Consider the following 17,042-nt stretch of genomic DNA (forward strand, 5'->3'; position numbering starts at 1 on the left):
ACGACGATGAGCCAGGCGCAGGACCACGAGCAGGGGGCGAACGGGCCCGCCGTGCCGCAGACCCGCACCGCACGCCACCGCCGGATCGTGGACATCCTCAACCGGCAGCCGGTGCGGTCGCAGAGCCAGCTCGCGAAGCTGCTCGCCGACGACGGGCTGAGCGTCACGCAGGCGACGCTCAGCCGGGACCTGGACGAGCTGAACGCGGTGAAGATCCGCAACACCGACGGCGACCTGATCTACGCGGTGCCCAGCGAGGGCGGTTTCCGTACGCCCCGGGCGCCGTTGGGCGGCTCGGCGAAGGAGGAGCGGATGCGGCGGTTGTCGCAGGAACTGCTCATCTCCGCGGAGGCTTCGGCGAATCTCGTGGTTGTGCGGACCCCTCCGGGGGCGGCGCAGTTTCTGGCGTCGGCGATCGATCAGGCGGAGCTGCACGACATTCTGGGGACGATCGCCGGGGACGACACGTTGATGCTGATCAGTCGGGAGCCGGATGGGGGGCAGGCGCTGGCGGAGCATTTGCTGAGGTTGGCGCAGAACGGGCATTGAGCGCCGTGGTTGTGTGCGGGTGGGCTGTGGCTGGTCGCGCAGTTCCCCGCGCCCCTAAGAAAGGCCAGCCTTAGCTGCGGGCATGCGTGCCGCTAGGGGCGGCACGGGTGGGCGCAGCGGCACCCCGCCAGCGCGGGTGAGCGACACACCCGACCTCAGCCCGACGTCACCCCAGCCGCGCCGCCAACCCCCCAGTACAGCGCACCTCGTCACCAGCCGTGATCAGCAAGGCCTCGACGTCCGGCAGGGACTCCAGCCACGCCAACCCCTCCCGCGACCCCATCGCGAACGCCGCAGTGGCCCAGCAGTCGGCCCAGGTGAGTCGAGGGCCCACCACCGTCACGGCGACCAGGTCGGTCACGGCCGAGTGCCCCGTGCGCGGGTCGAGGATGTGCGCGCCCCGTTCCGCCGTACCGGACGTCGCCACGGACAACTCGTCCACCCCGGCGGCCGAGATGACCGCCGCGAGACCCCCCGGCCGCAACGGGTCCGACACCCCCACTCGCCACGGCCGCTGCGCCCCCGGCGCCCCGAGAAGCTGCACATCGCCGCCGCCGTTGACGCTCACCCCGCACACGCCCGGCACCGCCGACAACCGCCGGGCGGCCCGCTCGACCGCCCAGCCCTTGACGATGCCGGTCGGGTCGAGCCGGCCCTGGTACGTGGTGCTGAACCAGCCGTCGCTCAGCCGTTCCGCCTCGGCGGCCAGCTCCAGGACCTCGGCGACCTCGGGATCGCACTCCGCGACGGTCAGTTCACCGCGTTGCAGCCGGGCGATCTGGCTGTCCTCGCGGTAGGTGCTGAACACCTCGTCGACGCGGTGCAGTCCGGCGACGGCCTCGTCCAGGGCCGCGCGCACGGCGGCCGGTTCCCCGCCGCGGACGTCGAGGGAGAAGACGGTCCCCATCGTCTCTTCCACATGACGTGCCGCGGCGGGAGCCTGTGCGGAGTCGGCCACCGTGTCAGCCACCGGCCTGGTCCAGCGCCGACTGGAGGGACTGCTTGTAGCCCGCGCTGGTGTAGGTGGCACCGGAGACGGCGTCGATCTGCGCGTTCCCGGCAGCCACGGCGGCCTGGTTGAGGCGGGGGACGGAGGAGGAGGTGATCTGGTCGCTGCGTCCGCCCTTGGGGGCCTGGACCGCCTCGGCCTTGGTGATCTTCCCGCCCGCGACGGTGATCCGGACCTGGACGGGACCGTACTGGGTCTGCGCGGCCGTGCCCGTGACCGTCTTGGCCTGGGCACTGCCCGCCCCGGCACCCGCTCCCGCTCCCGCACCCGCACCTGCGCCCTGCCCGGAGTCCTGCGCGGCGCCGCCGCCCCCTGCCGGAGCCTTGTCCAGCGCGGACTGGAGCGACTTCTTGTAGCCCGCGCTCGTGTAGGTCGCGCCCGAGACGGCGTCGATCTGCGCGTTCCCGGCCGCGACCGCCGCCTGGTTGAGGCGGGGCACCGAGCTGGCGGTGATCTGGTCGCTGCGTCCGCCCTTGGGGGCCTGGACCGCCTCGGCCTTGGTGATCTTCCCGCCCGCGACCGTGACACGGACCTGGACCGGGCCGTACTCCGTCTGCACCGCGTCGCCGGTGAGCGTCTGGGCGTTGCCCGAGCCCTGCGCTGCACCGCCCGCGGCCTTGGCCTTGTCCAGGGCCGACTGGAGGGACTTCTTGTAGCCGGCGCTGGTGTAGGTGGCGCCCGAGACGGCGTCGATCTCCGCGCTCTGCGCCGCGACCGCCGCCTGGTTGAGGCGGGGTACCGAGCTGGCGGTGATCTGGTCGCTGCGTCCGCCCTTGGGGGCCTGGACCGCCTCGGCCTGAGTGATCTTTCCGCCGCTCATGGTCAGACGGACCTGGATCGGGCCGTACTCCGTCTGCTGCGCGTCACCGGTGACGGCGCCGTTCACGCCGCCCTGCGGCGCCTGCCCGGCCGCGGCGGGCGGGACCTGGCCGCCGGCCGCCTGGGCACCGCCCGGGTCGGAGGCCGGCTTCATGGACAGCAGCAGCACGATTCCGGAGACGGTGGCTGCGCCGGCGAGCACGGCACGCCGGACGGGGTGAGACTTCCTCATCGTTTCTCAAGCTCCTGAAGGGCCGTTGATGTCCCGTCGCTCACATCTCGAACGACTCGTGATGGATACGGCGGGCGGGGACTCCCGCGCCGCGCAGTGCTTCGTAGACCGACTGCGCGAAGCCGGGCGGCCCGCACATGAAGACGTCGTGGTCGTCGACGTCGGGGATCTTCCGCTGGAGGGACTCCGCGGAGATGTCGGGGCGCTCCCCGTCGGGGCTGTTGACTGCGTACATCAGCCGCGCGCCGCGCTCGTCGGCGATCTTGGCCAGCTCGCCCCACAGCGCCAGGTCCTGGGTGGTATTGGCCCGGTAGAGAAGGGTGATGTCGCCGGACGCGCCCGGCAGCGTCTCGAACAGGGCCCGCATCGGAGTGATGCCGACACCCCCCGCGACCAGCAGTACCTTGCCGCGGCTGCGGCGCTGCGCGGTCATCGCGCCGTACGGGCCCTCGGCCCACACCTTGGTGCCGGGCTGGAGCTCGCGCAGCCGGGACGTGTGGTCGCCGATCGCCTTGACGGTGATCCGCAGCATGTCCGGTCGGGGCGCCGCGGACAGGGAGTACGGGTGCGAACTGAAGCGCATGCCGGGCGCCTTGAACCGCCAGCGGAAGAAGTGCCCGGCCTCCGCGCCCATCCGGTGCAGCTTGCGCCCGCCGATCAGCACCGACACGATGCCCGGGGTCTCCTCGATGACCGCCTCGACCCGCATACGGTGCCGCAGGTTCAGACGGATCGGGGTGATGATCCGGTACCAGAGCACCAGCGCGGTCACCACGCCGTACAGCCCGTACCAGAAGGTCTTCGCGGCCGGCTCGACGGCGAACTCGTTGCCGGTCGTGATCTGGTGCCAGAACGTCATGTACACCGACACATAGGTGAGCAGGTGCACGTGGTACCAGGTGTCGTACCCGATCATCCGGCGCACCCCGCCGATCGAGAGGATCCCGATGACGAACAGCAGGCCCGTGCCGATGGCGGCCTTGCCCATGTCAGGCAGCTGGTTGATGGAGTCGGTCGTCTGCTGGACGATGTCGCCGAGTCCCTTGCCCGCCTGCAGGGCGTAGCCCCACATGGTGAGGAAGACATGCGCGAGGACCAGGCAGAGCGTGTAGCGGCCGGTCATGGCGTGCCAGCGGGCGACCCGGTCGGTACCCACCCGGCGCTCCAGCGCGGGCACCCGGGCCATCTGGAGCACCACCAGCGCCATGAGATAGCCGGCGAGCAGGCCGGTGATCCGGCCGGCGGCCAGGATCTTGCTCGCGTTGTCCGCGAGGGACGGTGTGTTGTCCCACCACAGCCACAGCACGGCCGCCGCTCCCGCCCACAGGGCGATCAGCAGCGGGACGGCCGGGGAGCGGCGCGGGCGGATGCGGCGCATCGTCTGGCGACGGGCGGCACGGCCGCCTGCGAGCGTGGTGGTCACGGTTCCTCCGTGGGGACTTGACCCTTGGCCCACAGATACGTGTCGGGACACGGGAGTGTTCAGCCGCGTACCGAGTCATGTGCGGACGGAAGTGACCGGCGGTAATACGCCCGCGCGCCCGCTTGGCGTCCCCGCGTCAGTAGCGCGTGACGCCGGTGGTGCCGCTCTTCGTCCCGACGGCGATGTGGGGATGCTTCGCCGGATCGGCCCAGACGAGGATCCGCCGCATCGCGTCCCTCGGCACGGAGACGCAGCCGGCCGTCGCTCCCCGCCCGTCGACATGCAGGAAGATGCCCGCGCCACGCCCCCGGACGGGACGCTCGTAGTTGAAGTCGATGACCAGCGCGTACGCGTACTGCGCCCGGTAGGTGATGAGCTGCTCGGACTCGGCGGCCCGGCAGTCGGCCGCGCGCGGCTCGGTCCAGCGGTTGTAGGAGCGGGAGTCGTTGTCCTGGCACCACCAGGAGTCCCGGTGCACCCGGCGGTAGGTGTACGCCGTCCCCCGCGGCGCCGCCTTGATGCCGAAGGCGTACGGCAGTCCGTACAGGCCCGTGGGTGTGGTGTCGGTGCCCTGCCTGCGGGCGGTGCCCTCGACGAGGCCGTTCGCTCCGAAGCGCGCGGGCGCGGAGCCGGCCTTCACCCACCGCCCGCCCTTGCGGTCCCACCAGGTGACCGTGCCCTTGGTGGAGGCCCGCTCCGGGGCCACCGCGGTGAGGAGCTGGGTGCCGCCGCCGGTGTCCGCCATCCGGTCCGGCAGGGGCGCCGCCTGTGCGGGCGGCACGGCCCCGAGCGTGAGGAGGGAGGAGACGGCGAGGGCGACGGCACCGGGGCGCATGTCTCAGACCGTAGAGGGAGGCAGCGGCAACGGCAGCCCGGGTAGTCCGTCCAGGCTGGTCGCGATGTGTTCCTTCTTGGTGAAGTAGGCGTCGAGCGAGGCGTCGTCCTCGCGCGCGAAGCGCTTGGAGTGCAGATCGCGCTCCGCCTCGTACTCCATGAAGGGCACCGCGTAGCCGCAGGTGTCACGGACGAGTTCGGCCGTCACGACGATGATCGCGCGCAGGCCGTGCTGGGACGGGTCGATGTCCGGGAAGCGGGCGAGGAGTTCCCCGAAGCGCGGGTCGTCGCGGAAGACCGGCTCGCCCCGCCCGTGCACGCGGACGATGTTCGGCGGGCCCTGGAAGGCGCACCACATCAGGGTGATCCGCCCGTTCTCCCGCAGATGGGCGATGGTCTCGGCGTTGGAACCGGCGAAGTCGAGGTAGGCGACGGTGTGCTCGTCGAGCACCGCGAAGGAGCCCTTGAGCCCTTTGGGGGAGAGGTTGACCGTGCCGTTGGCGGACAGGGGAGCGGTGGCGGTGAAGAAGACCGGCTGCGCCTCGATGAACGAGCGGAGCCGGCCGTCTATGCGCTCATGAGTCTTTCCCATGTCAAACGATTATGGGCGCAGGTCTTTCGACTGTCTAAGGAATTATGAGCGAGGGGCCCGTGGCCGCCCCGGCCGGCGCTCACTCGGGGCGGCCACAGCGCCTGTCACCTCACTGGTTGAGCTGGCAGGCGGCGAAGGCCTCGAGGCCTTCGGGCTTCTCGGCGGCGCGGCCGATGGCGGTCTCGATGCGGTTGAGGGCGGCGACGCGCTTGTCCTCCAGCGGGCCGAGGATGGCGTTCTGGACGAAGTTGGGTCCGCCCTGGCCGACGGTGTCGACGAGGCGCTTGTTCGCCTCCGCGATCTGGGTGTCCAGCTGCGCCAGGTTGCGGTCGACCTCGGCCTGCGCGGAGGCGGGGATCGCGGGCAGCTCGCCGGTGACGTCCGGGCAGCTGATGGCACCGGCGCCGGCGTTCCCCGCCTCGCCCGCACCCGCGCCCGCGTCCTCGCCGGCACCCGCACCGGCCTCGGCACCCGCACCCGCTTCGGCTCCGGCCTCGGCGCCCGCCTCCGCTCCGGCCTCGGCGCCCGCACCTGCCTCGGCACCGGCCTCCTCACCGGCGCCCGCCTCGCCTTCGGCCGCCTCGCCCGCCCCGGCGCCGCCGTCGGCGTCGAGCTGGCAGGCGGCGAAGGCCTCAAGCCCCTCGGGCTTCTCGGCGGCGCGGCCGATGGCGGTCTCGATGCGGTTGAGGGCGGCGACGCGCTTGTCCTCCAGCGGGCCGAGGATGGCGTTCTGGACGAAGTTGGGTCCGCCCTGGCCGACGGTGTCGACGAGGCGCTTGTTGGCCTCCTGGATCTGGGTGTTCAGCTGGGCGAGGTTGCTGTCGACCTCCGCCTGCGCCGAAGCGGGCACCGCGGGCAGCTGCCCGGTGACGTCCGGGCACGAGATGGTGCCGGGGCCCGCCAGCGTCCGGGCGTTCGTCCCACCGCTCGCGGGCGTCTCCTCCCCGGCGAGGGCGAAGCCGGCGATCACCGTGCCGGACAGTGCCACCGCGGCGGCGCCGCCGATGAACGCGACGCGACGCTTGTTGTACTTCGGAAGAGCCCTGGACATGCGGATGCCTCACTAGGGGTCGGGGGACGGGGGTGTCCTCGGTGTGCTGAAACGCGGCGCCTGCGTTCGGCGAGAGGTACGAGTAAGCGGTTTCCCGCGTTCAAAGGATCTTCAAATTCTTCTCGGCCTGACCAATAACCGCTGTCGGCTTCGCGCCCGGACCCGCATCGGATTGACGAATCATGCAGCGCTCTGCATACTCATGCAGGTCGGTATTCGCAGTATGAGGGGAAGAACCCGTGACCGAGCGCGTCGTACTCGCCTACTCAGGCGGTCTTGACACCTCCGTCGCCATCGGCTGGATCGCCGAGGAGACGGGCGCCGAGGTCATCGCGGTCGCGGTCGACGTCGGCCAGGGCGGCGAGGACCTGGACGTCATCCGCAAGCGCGCGCTCGCCTGCGGTGCCGTCGAGGCCGAGGTGGCGGACGCCAGGGACGAGTTCGCCGAGGAGTACTGCCTCCCGGCGATCAAGGCCAACGCCCTCTACATGGACCGCTACCCGCTGGTCTCCGCCCTGTCCCGGCCGACGATCGTCAAGCACCTCGTCGCCGCCGCCCGGAAGCACGGCGCCACCACCGTCGCCCACGGCTGCACCGGCAAGGGCAACGACCAGGTCCGCTTCGAGGCCGGCATCGTCGCCCTCGCCCCCGACCTGAAGTGCATCGCCCCGGTCCGCGACTACGCCATGACCCGCGACAAGGCCATCGCCTTCTGCGAGGCCAAGGGCCTGCCGATCGCGACCTCCAAGAAGTCGCCGTACTCCATCGACCAGAACGTCTTCGGCCGCGCCATCGAGACCGGCTTCCTCGAGGACATCTGGAACGCGCCGATCGAGGACATCTACGAGTACACCGAGAACCCGGCTCTCCCCCGGGAGCCCGACGAGGTGATCATCTCCTTCAAGGAGGGCGTCCCGGTCGCGGTCGACGGCAGGCCCGTCACCGTCCTCCAGGCGATCCAGCAGCTCAACGAGCGCGCCGGCGCCCAGGGCATCGGCCGGATCGACATGGTCGAGGACCGGCTCGTCGGCATCAAGTCGCGCGAGGTCTACGAGGCCCCGGGCGCCATCGCTCTGATCACCGCCCACCAGGAGCTGGAGAGCGTCACCGTCGAGCGTGAACTCGCCCGCTACAAGCGCGGCGTCGAGCAGCGCTGGAGCGAGCTGGTCTACGACGGTCAGTGGTTCTCCCCGCTCAAGCGCGCCCTGGACGGCTTCGTCGACGAGGCGAACCAGCACGTCACCGGCGACGTCCGGATGACCCTGCACGGCGGCCGCGCGGTCGTCACCGGCCGGCGCTCGCAGCAGTCGCTGTACGACTTCGACCTCGCGACCTACGACACGGGCGACACCTTCGACCAGTCCGCGGCCAAGGGCTTCATCGACATCTACAGCCTGTCGTCGAAGATCGCGGCGAAGCGCGACCTCGCGTAGGCGTTCACGGGACCCGGCCCGGGCGTATAAAGGTCTTCGTCCTACGGCCCGCATCCACAGGTCCGCGTCACATCCACACCTCTCTAGGAGCAACGCAAGTGAGCAGCAACAGCGGTGACGTCCGGCTCTGGGGCGGCCGTTTCGCCGACGGTCCCGCCGAGGCCCTGGCGAAGCTGTCCGCGTCCGTCCACTTCGACTGGCGGCTCGCGCCGTACGACATCGCCGGTTCGCGTGCGCACGCGCGCGTGCTGCACAAGGCAGGACTGCTCACGGACGACGAGCTGACGAGGATGCTCGAAGGCCTGGACCGGCTCGAAGCGGACGTCGCCGACGGCTCCTTCGTCGGCACCATCGCCGACGAGGACGTGCACACCGCGCTGGAGCGCGGCCTGCTGGAGCGGCTCGGCCCCGACCTCGGCGGTAAGCTGCGCGCGGGCCGCTCCCGCAACGACCAGGTCGCCACCCTCTTCCGGATGTACCTGCGCGACCACGCCCGGGTCGTCGGCGGCCTGATCGCGGAGCTCCAGGACGCCCTGATCGGCCTCGCCGAGGCGCACCCCGACGTGGCGATGCCCGGCCGTACGCACCTCCAGCACGCGCAGCCGGTCCTTTTCGCGCACCACGTCCTGGCCCATGTCCAGTCCCTCTCCCGGGACGCGGAGCGACTGCGCCAGTGGGACGCGCGCACGGCCGTCTCGCCCTACGGCTCGGGCGCCCTGGCGGGTTCGTCCCTCGGCCTGGACCCGGAGGCGGTGGCGAAGGACCTCGGGTTCGAGCACGGCTCCGCGGGCAACTCCATCGACGGTACGGCCTCGCGTGACTTCGTCGCCGAGTTCGCCTTCATCACGGCGATGATCGGGGTCAACCTCTCCCGGATCGCCGAGGAGGTCATCATCTGGAACACGAAGGAGTTCTCCTTCGTGACCCTGCACGACGCGTTCTCCACGGGCTCGTCGATCATGCCGCAGAAGAAGAACCCGGACATCGCGGAGCTGGCCCGCGGCAAGTCCGGCCGTCTGATCGGCAACCTGACGGGCCTGCTGGCCACGCTCAAGGCCCTTCCCCTCGCGTACAACCGCGACCTCCAGGAGGACAAGGAGCCGGTCTTCGACTCCATCGACCAGCTGGAGGTCCTGCTGCCGGCCTTCACCGGCATGATGGCCACCCTCACGGTCCACCGCGAGCGCATGGAGGAACTGGCCCCGGCAGGCTTCTCCCTCGCCACGGACATCGCCGAGTGGCTGGTCAAGCAGGGCGTCCCCTTCCGCGTCGCCCACGAGGTCGCCGGCGAGTGCGTGAAGGTCGCCGAGGCGGAGAACAAGGAACTGGACGAGCTGACGGACGAGCAGTTCGCCAAGATCTCCTCCCACCTGACCCCCGAGGTCCGCACCGTCCTCAACGTCCCCGGCGCCCTGGCCTCCCGCAACGGCAGGGGCGGCACGGCCCCGAGCGCGGTCGCCACCCAGCTGACAGAGGTGAAGGCGGACGTGTCGGCCCAGCACGAGTGGGCAGTGGCCAAGAAGCAGGCCTGAGGGAATCGCCCTCTAGGGGCGCGGGGAACTGCGCGACAAGCCCCCACAACCCCGCACCCGCAAAACACCGCAAGTCCCGAGCTCTGAGGCGAAGGTCATCGCGGGTTACGTTGGGTCGAAGCCGAACCGGAGCCGACCGAACGGAGCCCGCGATGCCCTTCGCCCGCCTCGCGACCGCAACCACTCCCACCTGTCACATCGGACTAGGCCTCGCCGCCGTAGGACGCCCGGGCTACATCAACCTCGGCCGAGACGAAGACCTCGGAGAAGACCGCAGCGTAGAGACACTCCGCAACCGCACCCACGAACTCCTCGACGCCGCATACGCCCAAGGCGTCCGCTACTTCGACGCCGCCCGCTCCTACGGCCGCTCGGAGGAGTTCCTCGCCGACTGGCTCCACGCAAGGCCCGCCTTCGACGACATCGTCGTCGGCAGCAAGTGGGGCTACACCTACACCGCCGACTGGTCCACCGACGCCGACCACCACGAGGTCAAGGACCACGCCCTGCCCACCTACGAACGGCAGCGCGCGGAGAGCGACGAGCTGCTCGGCGACCGGCTCGACCTCTACCAGATCCACTCGGTGACCCCGGACAGCCCGGCCCTCACCGACAAGGAACTGCACGCGAAGCTCGCGGAGGCCGCGGCCCAGGGCCTCACCATCGGCTTCTCCACCAGCGGCCCGGCCCAGGCGGACGCCATCCGCGCCGCCCTCGCCGTGACGGTCGACGGCGAACCCCTCTTCCGTACCGTCCAGTCCACGTACAACGCGCTGGAGACCTCCGCCGCGCCCGCCCTCGCCGAGGCGCACGACGCCGGGCTCACCGTGATCGTCAAGGAGGGCATGGCCAACGGCCGGCTCGCCGGGCCGCACGCCCCGGACGTACTGCGGGAGGTCGCCGAGGAAGCGGACCTTGGCTGCGACGCCGTCGCCCTCGCCGTGATCCTGCGACAGCCCTGGGCCGGTGTGGTCCTATCCGGCGCCGCCACCACCAACCAGCTCGCCTCGAACCTGCACGCCGCGGCCGTCGACCTCGACGACGACCAGCTGACCCGCCTCGCCACGCTGGTCGAGGAACCGCACGCGTACTGGGAGCGGCGCGGTCAGCTGCCCTGGCACTGAGCGCTGAGTACTGAGCATCACCTCTCCGTAAACCGCCGGCCGTGAGCCAAGCATGCCCGGGATGAGACATCATTGTCTCATCTGGGCTATGCTCGTCTCATGGCTGTCGATCCTGATCACGTGCTGCGCGCCGCCGCGGCCCTGCTGACCCGTAAATCCACCGCGACCATGGACGAGGTCGCCAAGGCCGCCGGGATCAGCCGCGCCACGCTGCACCGCCACTTCGCCGGACGGGACGTCCTCGTCCGCGCCCTGGAGTCGCTGGGCATCGCGGAGTGCGAGGCCGCCCTGGACGCGGCCCGGCTCGACGAGGGCACGGCGAGCGACGCCGTACGCCGACTGGTCGGGGCCATCGAGCCCGTCGCCGGACTGCTCGCGTTCCTCTACTCCGAGAACCAGTTGTTCGAGGGCGAGGAGATGAACGCGGGCTGGACCCTGATAGACGACCGGATCTCCGCCCTGTTCCGGCGCGGCCAGCTCGGCGGCGAGTTCCGTATCGACCTCACCCCGGCCTGGCTCACCGAGGCGCTCTACGGCCTGATGGCCTCCGGCGCCTGGATGGTGCACAGCGGCAAGGGTGCCCCCAAGGACTTCCAGCACATGATCGTCGAGCTGCTGCTCGGCGGCGCACTACGGAGAGAGGAACCATGACCAGCACCTTGCAGACGGCGGAAGCGACCGAGGCGGTGAAGCGCCCGGGCCGCTGGCTCGCACTCGCCGTCCTCGTGCTCGCCGTGCTGCTGGTGGCCGTCGACGCGACCGTGCTCGGTCTCGCGACCCCCTACATCAGCGAGGACCTGAAGCCCTCCGGCACACAGCTGCTGTGGATCGGCGACGTCTACTCGTTCGTCATCGCCGGTCTGCTCGTCTCCATGGGCAGCCTCGGCGACCGCATCGGCCGCAAGCGGATCCTGCTGATCGGTGCCACGGCGTTCGGCGCGATATCCGTGTTCAACGCCTATGCCACCACCCCCGAGATGATGATCGTCGCGCGGGCCCTGCTGGGCGTCGCCGGTGCCACCCTGATGCCGGCCACGCTCGCGCTGATCCGCAACCTCTTCCACGACCCGCGCGAGCGCAGTCTCGCCGTCGGCATCTGGGGCGCCACCGCCTCCGCCGGTACGGCCGTGGGCCCGATCGTCGGCGGGTTCCTGCTGGAGCACTTCTGGTGGGGCTCGGTCTTCCTGATCAACCTGCCCGTGATGGCGGTCCTGGTCCTCGTCGGCATCAAGCTGCTGCCCGAGTCGCGGACCGCGAACGCCGGGCCCTGGGACCTGGTCAGCGTCGTGCTGTCGCTGGTCGGCATGGTCGGTGTCGTGTACGCGATCAAGGAGGCCGCCACCCACGGCTTCGCCTGGGCCACCCTGGCCGCCGGTCTGCTGGGCGCGGCCGCCCTGTACGGGTTCGTACGCCGTCAGCTCACGCTCCCCGCCCCGCTGCTGGACATGCGGCTGTTCCGCCACCGCGGCTTCAGCGGAGCCGTACTGGCGGACCTGCTGACCATTCTCGGCCTGTCCGGGCTGGTGTTCTTCCTCTCCCAGTACCTGCAACTTGTCCAGGGCAGGCGCCCCTTCGAGGCGGGTCTGGCCGAGCTGCCCGCCGCCATCGGCGCGGTGGTGGCCGGACTGGCCGCGGGGCGCGCGGCCCGCCGTTTCTCGGTGCGGGCCGTCGTCGCCGGGGGTCTGGCGGCGATCGGCCTGGCGCTGGCCGCGCTCACGGTGATCGGCCAGACCACCGGCTACCCGCTGCTCGGGTCCGCGCTGCTGGTCGTCGGCGTCGGTGCCGGTCTCTCCTTCACGGTCACCGCCGACGTGATCCTCTCCAGCGTGCCCAAGGAGCAGGCGGGCTCCGCCTCGGCCGTGTCCGAGACGGCGTACGAACTCGGCGCGGCCCTCGGTATCGCCGTGCTCGGCTCCATCGTGACCGGCGTCTACCGCGACTTCACCGGCCCGGCGGGCACCCCGGCCGCGGCCCACGAGTCACTCGGCGGTGCCGTCGAGGCGGCCGCGAGCATGCCCGCGCACAGCGCGGCGGTGATGCTGGACGCGGCCCGCACGTCCTTCGTCGACGGCCTGGCCCTCGCCGCCGGGGTCGGCGCGGCGGTCCTGCTGGCCGCGGCGGTGGCGGCGTGGTTCCTGATGCGGGGGCAGCGACTGGAGAGCGGGACGGAACACTGAGAAAGCCCGCGGGGGTGTGAGAGCTTGTCGCCCTCACACCCCCGCGGCCCGCAGAACTAGGCGGCTTCCTTGGCCTTGCTGGCGTACATGTCCACGTACTCCTGCCCGGACAGCCGCATGACCTCGCTCATCACCGAGTCCGTCACGGCCCGCAGCACATAGCGGTCCCGGTCCATCCCCTCGTACCGGGAGAACTCCATCGCCTCACCGAACCGCACGGTGACCTTGCCCGGGCGGGGGAGACCCGCGCCGCCCGGCTGCAGCCGGTCCGTGCCGATCATCGCGAACGGCACCACCGGCGCGCCCGTCATCAGCGTGAGCCGGGCGATACCGGTACGCCCCCGGTACAGCCGCCCGTCGGGCGAGCGGGTGCCCTCCGGGTAGATGCCGAACACCCGGCCCTCGTCCAGCACCCGGCGCCCGGTCATCAGGGCCGCGACCCCGCCCCGGCCGCCGTCGCGGTCGACCGGGATCATGCCGACGCCGGTGAAGAACCAGGCCATCAGCCGGCCCTTGAGGCCCTTGCCGGTGACGTACTCGTCCTTGCCGATGAAGAACACCTGCCGGTCGCAGACCAGCGGCAGGATCATCGAGTCGATGAACGTCAGGTGGTTGCCGGCCAGGATGACCGGACCGTCGCCGGGAATGTGCTCCGCACCTTCCACCTGTGGGCGGAACATCAGGCGCATGACCGGACCGAGCACTGCCTTGATGAGCGCGAAGCGGGACAACGGACCCTCCGGTGTCAAGGGAATCTGTATGAGTATGTGCAGGTGGGGACGATACTCGTGGCCCCGGGGGTCGCGCACATCGGGCACGACGACTTAACCGAGGCCTTACGCACTGTTGACGCGTGTTTACCTGCGGTGGCGCCTCATCGGCGGTCTGTAACCCGGCCGCCATGATGTGACGGACATCGCCTCGGACGCCACCGGACGCGTTCCCAGAACCGCCGCGCCGAATCGAACGGGGTGCGACGAATCGTCAGATCACCCTCCCCACCAGCCACTACGACATCCGGCGTCACCCGCGTGTTCCGCGCGGGGTCTCCCACCCGTCATGTACGCGCCCCTACGATCAGCCCGCAGTGACGAGTCGAACGGCAGGGAGGGCGCTCACATGGGAACGCAGGAGTCGAACGAAGAAACGAGCGGGACCGGACGGCGGGCCCTGCTCGGCGCGGCGGTGCTCACCGCCGGTGGAGCGGTCCTCGGCATGACCGGCACCGCGCGAGCGGACGGCTCCCGGCACGGCGGCGGACGCGGCGGACTGGGGAGCCTGCCCAAGCCGACGATCGTCGGCCACCGCGGAGCCAGCGGCTACCGCCCGGAGCACACGCTGGGCTCGTACCAGCTGGCCCTCGACCTGGGCGCCGACATCGTCGAGGCGGGCGACCTGGTGCCGACGAAGGACGGGCACCTGGTCTGCCGGCACGAGCCGGAGATCGGCGGCACCACCGATGTCGCCGACCACCCCGAGTTCGCCGGCCGCAAGAAGACCAAGCTCCTCGACGGTGTCTCCACCACCGGCTGGTTCACCGAGGACTTCACGCTCGCCGAGCTGAAGACGCTGCGCGCGATCGAGCGCATCCCGGCCAACCGCCCGCACAACACCCTCTACAACGGCCGCTGGGAGATCCCCACCTTCGAAGAAGTCCTGAAGTGGCAGGACGAGCAGACCCGCAAGCGCGGCAAGCAGGTCTGGATCTACCCCGAGATCAAGCACCCCACCTACTTCCGCAAGCAGGGCCTGCCGCTGGAGGAGCGGGTCGCCAAGGTGCTGCGCAAGTACCGCAAGGACCGGCGGACCTCCCCGGTCGTCATCCAGTCCTTCGAGCCGACCAGCATCGAGCGCCTCAACAAGCTCGTCGACAACCCCCTGGTCGTCCTGCTGTCGTCGGCGGACACCCGCCCCTGGGACTTCGTCGAGACGGGCGACCCGCGCACCGTCGCCGACCTGGTCAAGCCGGCCGGCCTCCGGGAGATCGCCTCCTACGCGCAGGGCATCGGCCCGACCCTCGACCTGGTCATCCCGCGCGACGCCAAGGGCAATCTCACGCAGCCGACGACGCTCGTCGCGGACGCGCACAAGGTGGGGCTGATCCTGCACCCGTGGACCCTGCGCAACGAGAACCCCTTCCTGCCCGCGAACTTCCGCAAGGGCACGGAAGCGGACGCCTACGGTGATGTCTTCGGCGCGTACAAGGCGTACTTCGCGACCGGCATCGACGGCGTCTTCACCGACCAGCCCGACACAGGCGTGCTGGCCCGCGAGGACTTCGTCAACAGCTGAGCTCACACCACCCGGTCGAGTGAGCTTCGGCCGCCCGGGCAACCCGCCGCCCGGGCGGCCGCGTCGCTCCGCATATGACGCCCGACCTGGTCACCGCCCTGAGCCCGCTGCTCACCGCCGAGGCCTCCGCGGAGGCATATGCCGCCGGAACCGAGCCGAGCGACCTGGAGCAGGCGGTCTGGCTCCGCCTGCTGGAGCGCCTCGACGCCGACGACCCGCCGCTCGACCCCCAGGGGTGGCTCCGCCGCGCCGTCCGCTCGGAGGCCCGCCGCACCCGCCGTACGAGCCGCCTCGAACGGCCGTACGTCGGCGAACCCGTCGACGACAGTGACCGCGACCCCGAGCAGCTCGCCCTCACCGCCGCCCGCGGCCGTGCCCTGCGCGCGGCCGTACGCCGCCTCCCGGGCCGCTGCCCCCGGCTGATCGAGGCGCTGCTCTCCCCACAGGACCTGACATACCGGGAAATCGCAGGGGAGTTGGGTATGTCACAGGGGAGTCTTGGCCCGGAACGTTCCAGATGCCTGGGATGTCTGCGCAGATTGCTCGCGCCGGAGGTTGCGGCCCACTGAGGACGGGGATAGGAGTGGGGGACGACAGGTGATCAGATGAGCGGGAGGCGTGCGCACATGGGCATGAGCGTGACCATCTCTGCGGCGACCGAGCAGGACGCGGAGCAGATCTTCAGGCTGCAGTACCTGTGCTTCCAGCGGGAGGCGGCGCTGTACGGGAACTACCGCATCGACCCGCTCGTCCAAACCCTCGACTCGGTCCGCGAGGAGGTCACCCGGGACTGCGTCTTCGTGGCCCGGCTCGGCGACGAGGTCGTCGGCTCGGTCCGCGGCTCGGTCACCGAGGACGGCGCCGCCGCGATCGGGAAGCTCTGCGTCCACCCGCGCCTCCAGGGCCACGGCATCGGAGCCCGCCTCCTCCGAGCGGCCGAATCGGCCCTCGCCGGCCAGCACGGCGCCAAGCGCTTCCGCCTCCACACCGGCCACCGCAACGAGGGCAACCTCCGCCTCTACCGCAAGGTGGGCTACGAAACGGTGGGCACGTCCCAGGGCGCGGACGGCATCCCCATGATCGTCCTGGAGAAGCCGGCCGGCGCCTACGCGGCGACGGCTTGATGCCGGCCTTTTAGGGGCGCGGGGAACTGCGCGACAAGCCACATCCGGCCCGCGGCCGCCTGCTCACCTCAGGCGGCATCCCCATCCCGCGAACGCGAAGCCCGAAGCCAGTAAATGGCGGACAGCGGCAACAACACCGGGATGAACAGATACCCCATCCCGAAGTCCGACCACACAGTCGCGTCAGGAAACGCGGACGGTTCGACCAACGTCCAGGTCCCCACCGTCAGCACACCCACCAACTCCGCGACACAACACACCAGCGCCGCCCGCCGCGCAGTCTCCCCACCCCGCACCAACGAGTACGTGATGAACCCGTACACCAGCCCCGCCACCGCCGACAGCGAGTACGCCAGCGGCGCCCGGTCGAACTCCGTAGCGATCTGATACGCCGACCGCGACACCGCCCCGACGACCATCACGCCGTACAGCCAGACCAGCAGCGTGCCCGGCCCACTGATCAGCCGCTGCCGAGTCACCTCAGCCTCCCCAGATGTCATAGAGCCGCACCTCCAGCACCGCCAGCACCACACCGCCGGCGGCAACGGTCACCGAGCCCCACCGCGTGCGCTCGGCCAGTGACATGAACCCCGCCGCCGGGACGCACGCGAACGCCCCCAGCAGATACGCCACGAAGATCGTCGTGCCCTGCTCCGGCTTCTCGCCCTGCGCCAGCAGCACGATCCCCACCACCAGCTGCACCAGCGACAGCAGGGTGACCACGGCCATCCCGATGAAGTGCCAGTCCTTCGTCGGCTGGTCACGGTAGGCCGCGAGGCCGCACCAGGCGGCGAGCAGCAGCGCGGCGACGCCGGTCACCAGCGTCAGAGCAGCAAGCATGCTGCGACCTT

Annotated in this window: 18 protein-coding genes; 9 read left to right on the forward strand and 9 right to left on the reverse strand. The window is 70.8% G+C overall.

Annotation, left to right across the window (positions count from 1 at the left end; translation table 11 throughout):
- Positions 1-6 precede the first annotated feature (6 nt).
- Entirely contained in the window at positions 7-549 is a 543-nt protein-coding gene (locus tag NNW99_RS31525) for an arginine repressor (protein WP_215122552.1), read from the forward strand.
- 166 nt (positions 550-715) lie between these two features.
- On the opposite strand, the gene NNW99_RS31530 is transcribed toward NNW99_RS31525, so the two are convergent.
- The 6 genes from NNW99_RS31530 to NNW99_RS31555 all read right to left on the reverse strand — a co-directional run bounded on the left by NNW99_RS31530 (position 716) and on the right by NNW99_RS31555 (position 6,509).
- The gene (locus tag NNW99_RS31530; RefSeq protein WP_215124527.1) at positions 716-1,456 is read right to left on the reverse strand and encodes an FAD:protein FMN transferase; all 741 of its coding nucleotides are present in this window, start codon (positions 1,454-1,456) and stop codon (positions 716-718) included.
- A gap of 55 nt (positions 1,457-1,511) precedes the next feature.
- The gene (locus tag NNW99_RS31535; RefSeq protein WP_215122553.1) at positions 1,512-2,609 is read right to left on the reverse strand and encodes an FMN-binding protein; all 1,098 of its coding nucleotides are present in this window, start codon (positions 2,607-2,609) and stop codon (positions 1,512-1,514) included.
- Between the two features lie 40 nt (positions 2,610-2,649).
- On the reverse strand, positions 2,650-4,032 hold the full coding sequence (locus NNW99_RS31540; protein WP_215122554.1) for a ferric reductase-like transmembrane domain-containing protein: 1,383 nt from the start codon (positions 4,030-4,032) through the stop codon (positions 2,650-2,652).
- Between the two features lie 136 nt (positions 4,033-4,168).
- Positions 4,169-4,867: a L,D-transpeptidase gene (locus tag NNW99_RS31545; protein WP_215122555.1), complete on the reverse strand. Its 699-nt coding sequence runs from the start codon at positions 4,865-4,867 to the stop codon at positions 4,169-4,171.
- A gap of 3 nt (positions 4,868-4,870) precedes the next feature.
- Positions 4,871-5,458, reverse strand: a complete 588-nt coding sequence (locus NNW99_RS31550; RefSeq protein ID WP_215122556.1) for a pyridoxamine 5'-phosphate oxidase family protein — start codon at positions 5,456-5,458, stop codon at positions 4,871-4,873.
- A 109-nt stretch (positions 5,459-5,567) separates the two neighbouring features.
- Positions 5,568-6,509, reverse strand: coding sequence for a hypothetical protein (locus NNW99_RS31555; protein WP_215122557.1), 942 nt, complete (start codon positions 6,507-6,509; stop codon positions 5,568-5,570).
- Positions 6,510-6,748: 239 nt separating this feature from the next.
- Between NNW99_RS31555 and NNW99_RS31560 the strand changes: the two genes are divergently transcribed.
- The 5 genes from NNW99_RS31560 (at position 6,749) to NNW99_RS31580 (ending at position 12,775) form a co-directional block, all read left to right on the forward strand.
- Complete coding sequence (locus tag NNW99_RS31560; protein ID WP_215122558.1) at positions 6,749-7,942, forward strand: argininosuccinate synthase; 1,194 nt, start codon at positions 6,749-6,751, stop codon at positions 7,940-7,942.
- A gap of 98 nt (positions 7,943-8,040) precedes the next feature.
- Entirely contained in the window at positions 8,041-9,474 is a 1,434-nt protein-coding gene (gene argH, locus NNW99_RS31565; RefSeq protein WP_215122559.1) for an argininosuccinate lyase, read from the forward strand.
- Between the two features lie 152 nt (positions 9,475-9,626).
- On the forward strand, positions 9,627-10,598 hold the full coding sequence (locus tag NNW99_RS31570) for an aldo/keto reductase (protein WP_215122560.1): 972 nt from the start codon (positions 9,627-9,629) through the stop codon (positions 10,596-10,598).
- A 99-nt stretch (positions 10,599-10,697) separates the two neighbouring features.
- The gene (locus tag NNW99_RS31575) at positions 10,698-11,249 is read left to right on the forward strand and encodes a TetR/AcrR family transcriptional regulator (RefSeq protein ID WP_215122561.1); all 552 of its coding nucleotides are present in this window, start codon (positions 10,698-10,700) and stop codon (positions 11,247-11,249) included.
- Complete coding sequence (locus NNW99_RS31580; RefSeq protein WP_215122562.1) at positions 11,246-12,775, forward strand: MFS transporter; 1,530 nt, start codon at positions 11,246-11,248, stop codon at positions 12,773-12,775. The genes NNW99_RS31575 and NNW99_RS31580 overlap by 4 nt, the downstream gene beginning before the upstream one ends.
- A gap of 56 nt (positions 12,776-12,831) precedes the next feature.
- Here NNW99_RS31580 and NNW99_RS31585 read toward each other — a convergent pair whose 3' ends face one another.
- Positions 12,832-13,506, reverse strand: coding sequence for a 1-acyl-sn-glycerol-3-phosphate acyltransferase (locus NNW99_RS31585; RefSeq protein ID WP_215122563.1), 675 nt, complete (start codon positions 13,504-13,506; stop codon positions 12,832-12,834).
- 388 nt (positions 13,507-13,894) lie between these two features.
- Between NNW99_RS31585 and NNW99_RS31590 the strand changes: the two genes are divergently transcribed.
- The 3 genes from NNW99_RS31590 (at position 13,895) to NNW99_RS31600 (ending at position 16,191) form a co-directional block, all read left to right on the forward strand.
- Positions 13,895-15,067 carry a glycerophosphodiester phosphodiesterase gene (locus tag NNW99_RS31590; RefSeq protein ID WP_215122564.1) on the forward strand — a complete coding sequence of 391 codons (1,173 nt, stop codon included), beginning with the start codon at positions 13,895-13,897 and terminating at the stop codon, positions 15,065-15,067.
- 74 nt (positions 15,068-15,141) lie between these two features.
- A complete protein-coding gene (locus NNW99_RS31595) occupies positions 15,142-15,636 on the forward strand; it encodes an RNA polymerase sigma factor (RefSeq protein WP_215122565.1) in 495 nt (164 codons plus the stop codon).
- 57 nt (positions 15,637-15,693) lie between these two features.
- Positions 15,694-16,191, forward strand: a complete 498-nt coding sequence (locus NNW99_RS31600; protein ID WP_215124528.1) for a GNAT family N-acetyltransferase — start codon at positions 15,694-15,696, stop codon at positions 16,189-16,191.
- 68 nt (positions 16,192-16,259) lie between these two features.
- On the opposite strand, the gene NNW99_RS31605 is transcribed toward NNW99_RS31600, so the two are convergent.
- Positions 16,260-16,691: a hypothetical protein gene (locus NNW99_RS31605; protein ID WP_215122566.1), complete on the reverse strand. Its 432-nt coding sequence runs from the start codon at positions 16,689-16,691 to the stop codon at positions 16,260-16,262.
- Positions 16,672-17,031 carry a hypothetical protein gene (locus tag NNW99_RS31610; RefSeq protein WP_215122567.1) on the reverse strand — a complete coding sequence of 120 codons (360 nt, stop codon included), beginning with the start codon at positions 17,029-17,031 and terminating at the stop codon, positions 16,672-16,674. The genes NNW99_RS31605 and NNW99_RS31610 overlap by 20 nt, the downstream gene beginning before the upstream one ends.
- Positions 17,032-17,042 lie beyond the last annotated feature (11 nt).

The sequence above is a fragment of the Streptomyces sp. CRCS-T-1 genome, from assembly GCF_024442335.1.
GTDB classification, from domain to species: domain Bacteria; phylum Actinomycetota; class Actinomycetes; order Streptomycetales; family Streptomycetaceae; genus Streptomyces; species Streptomyces koelreuteriae.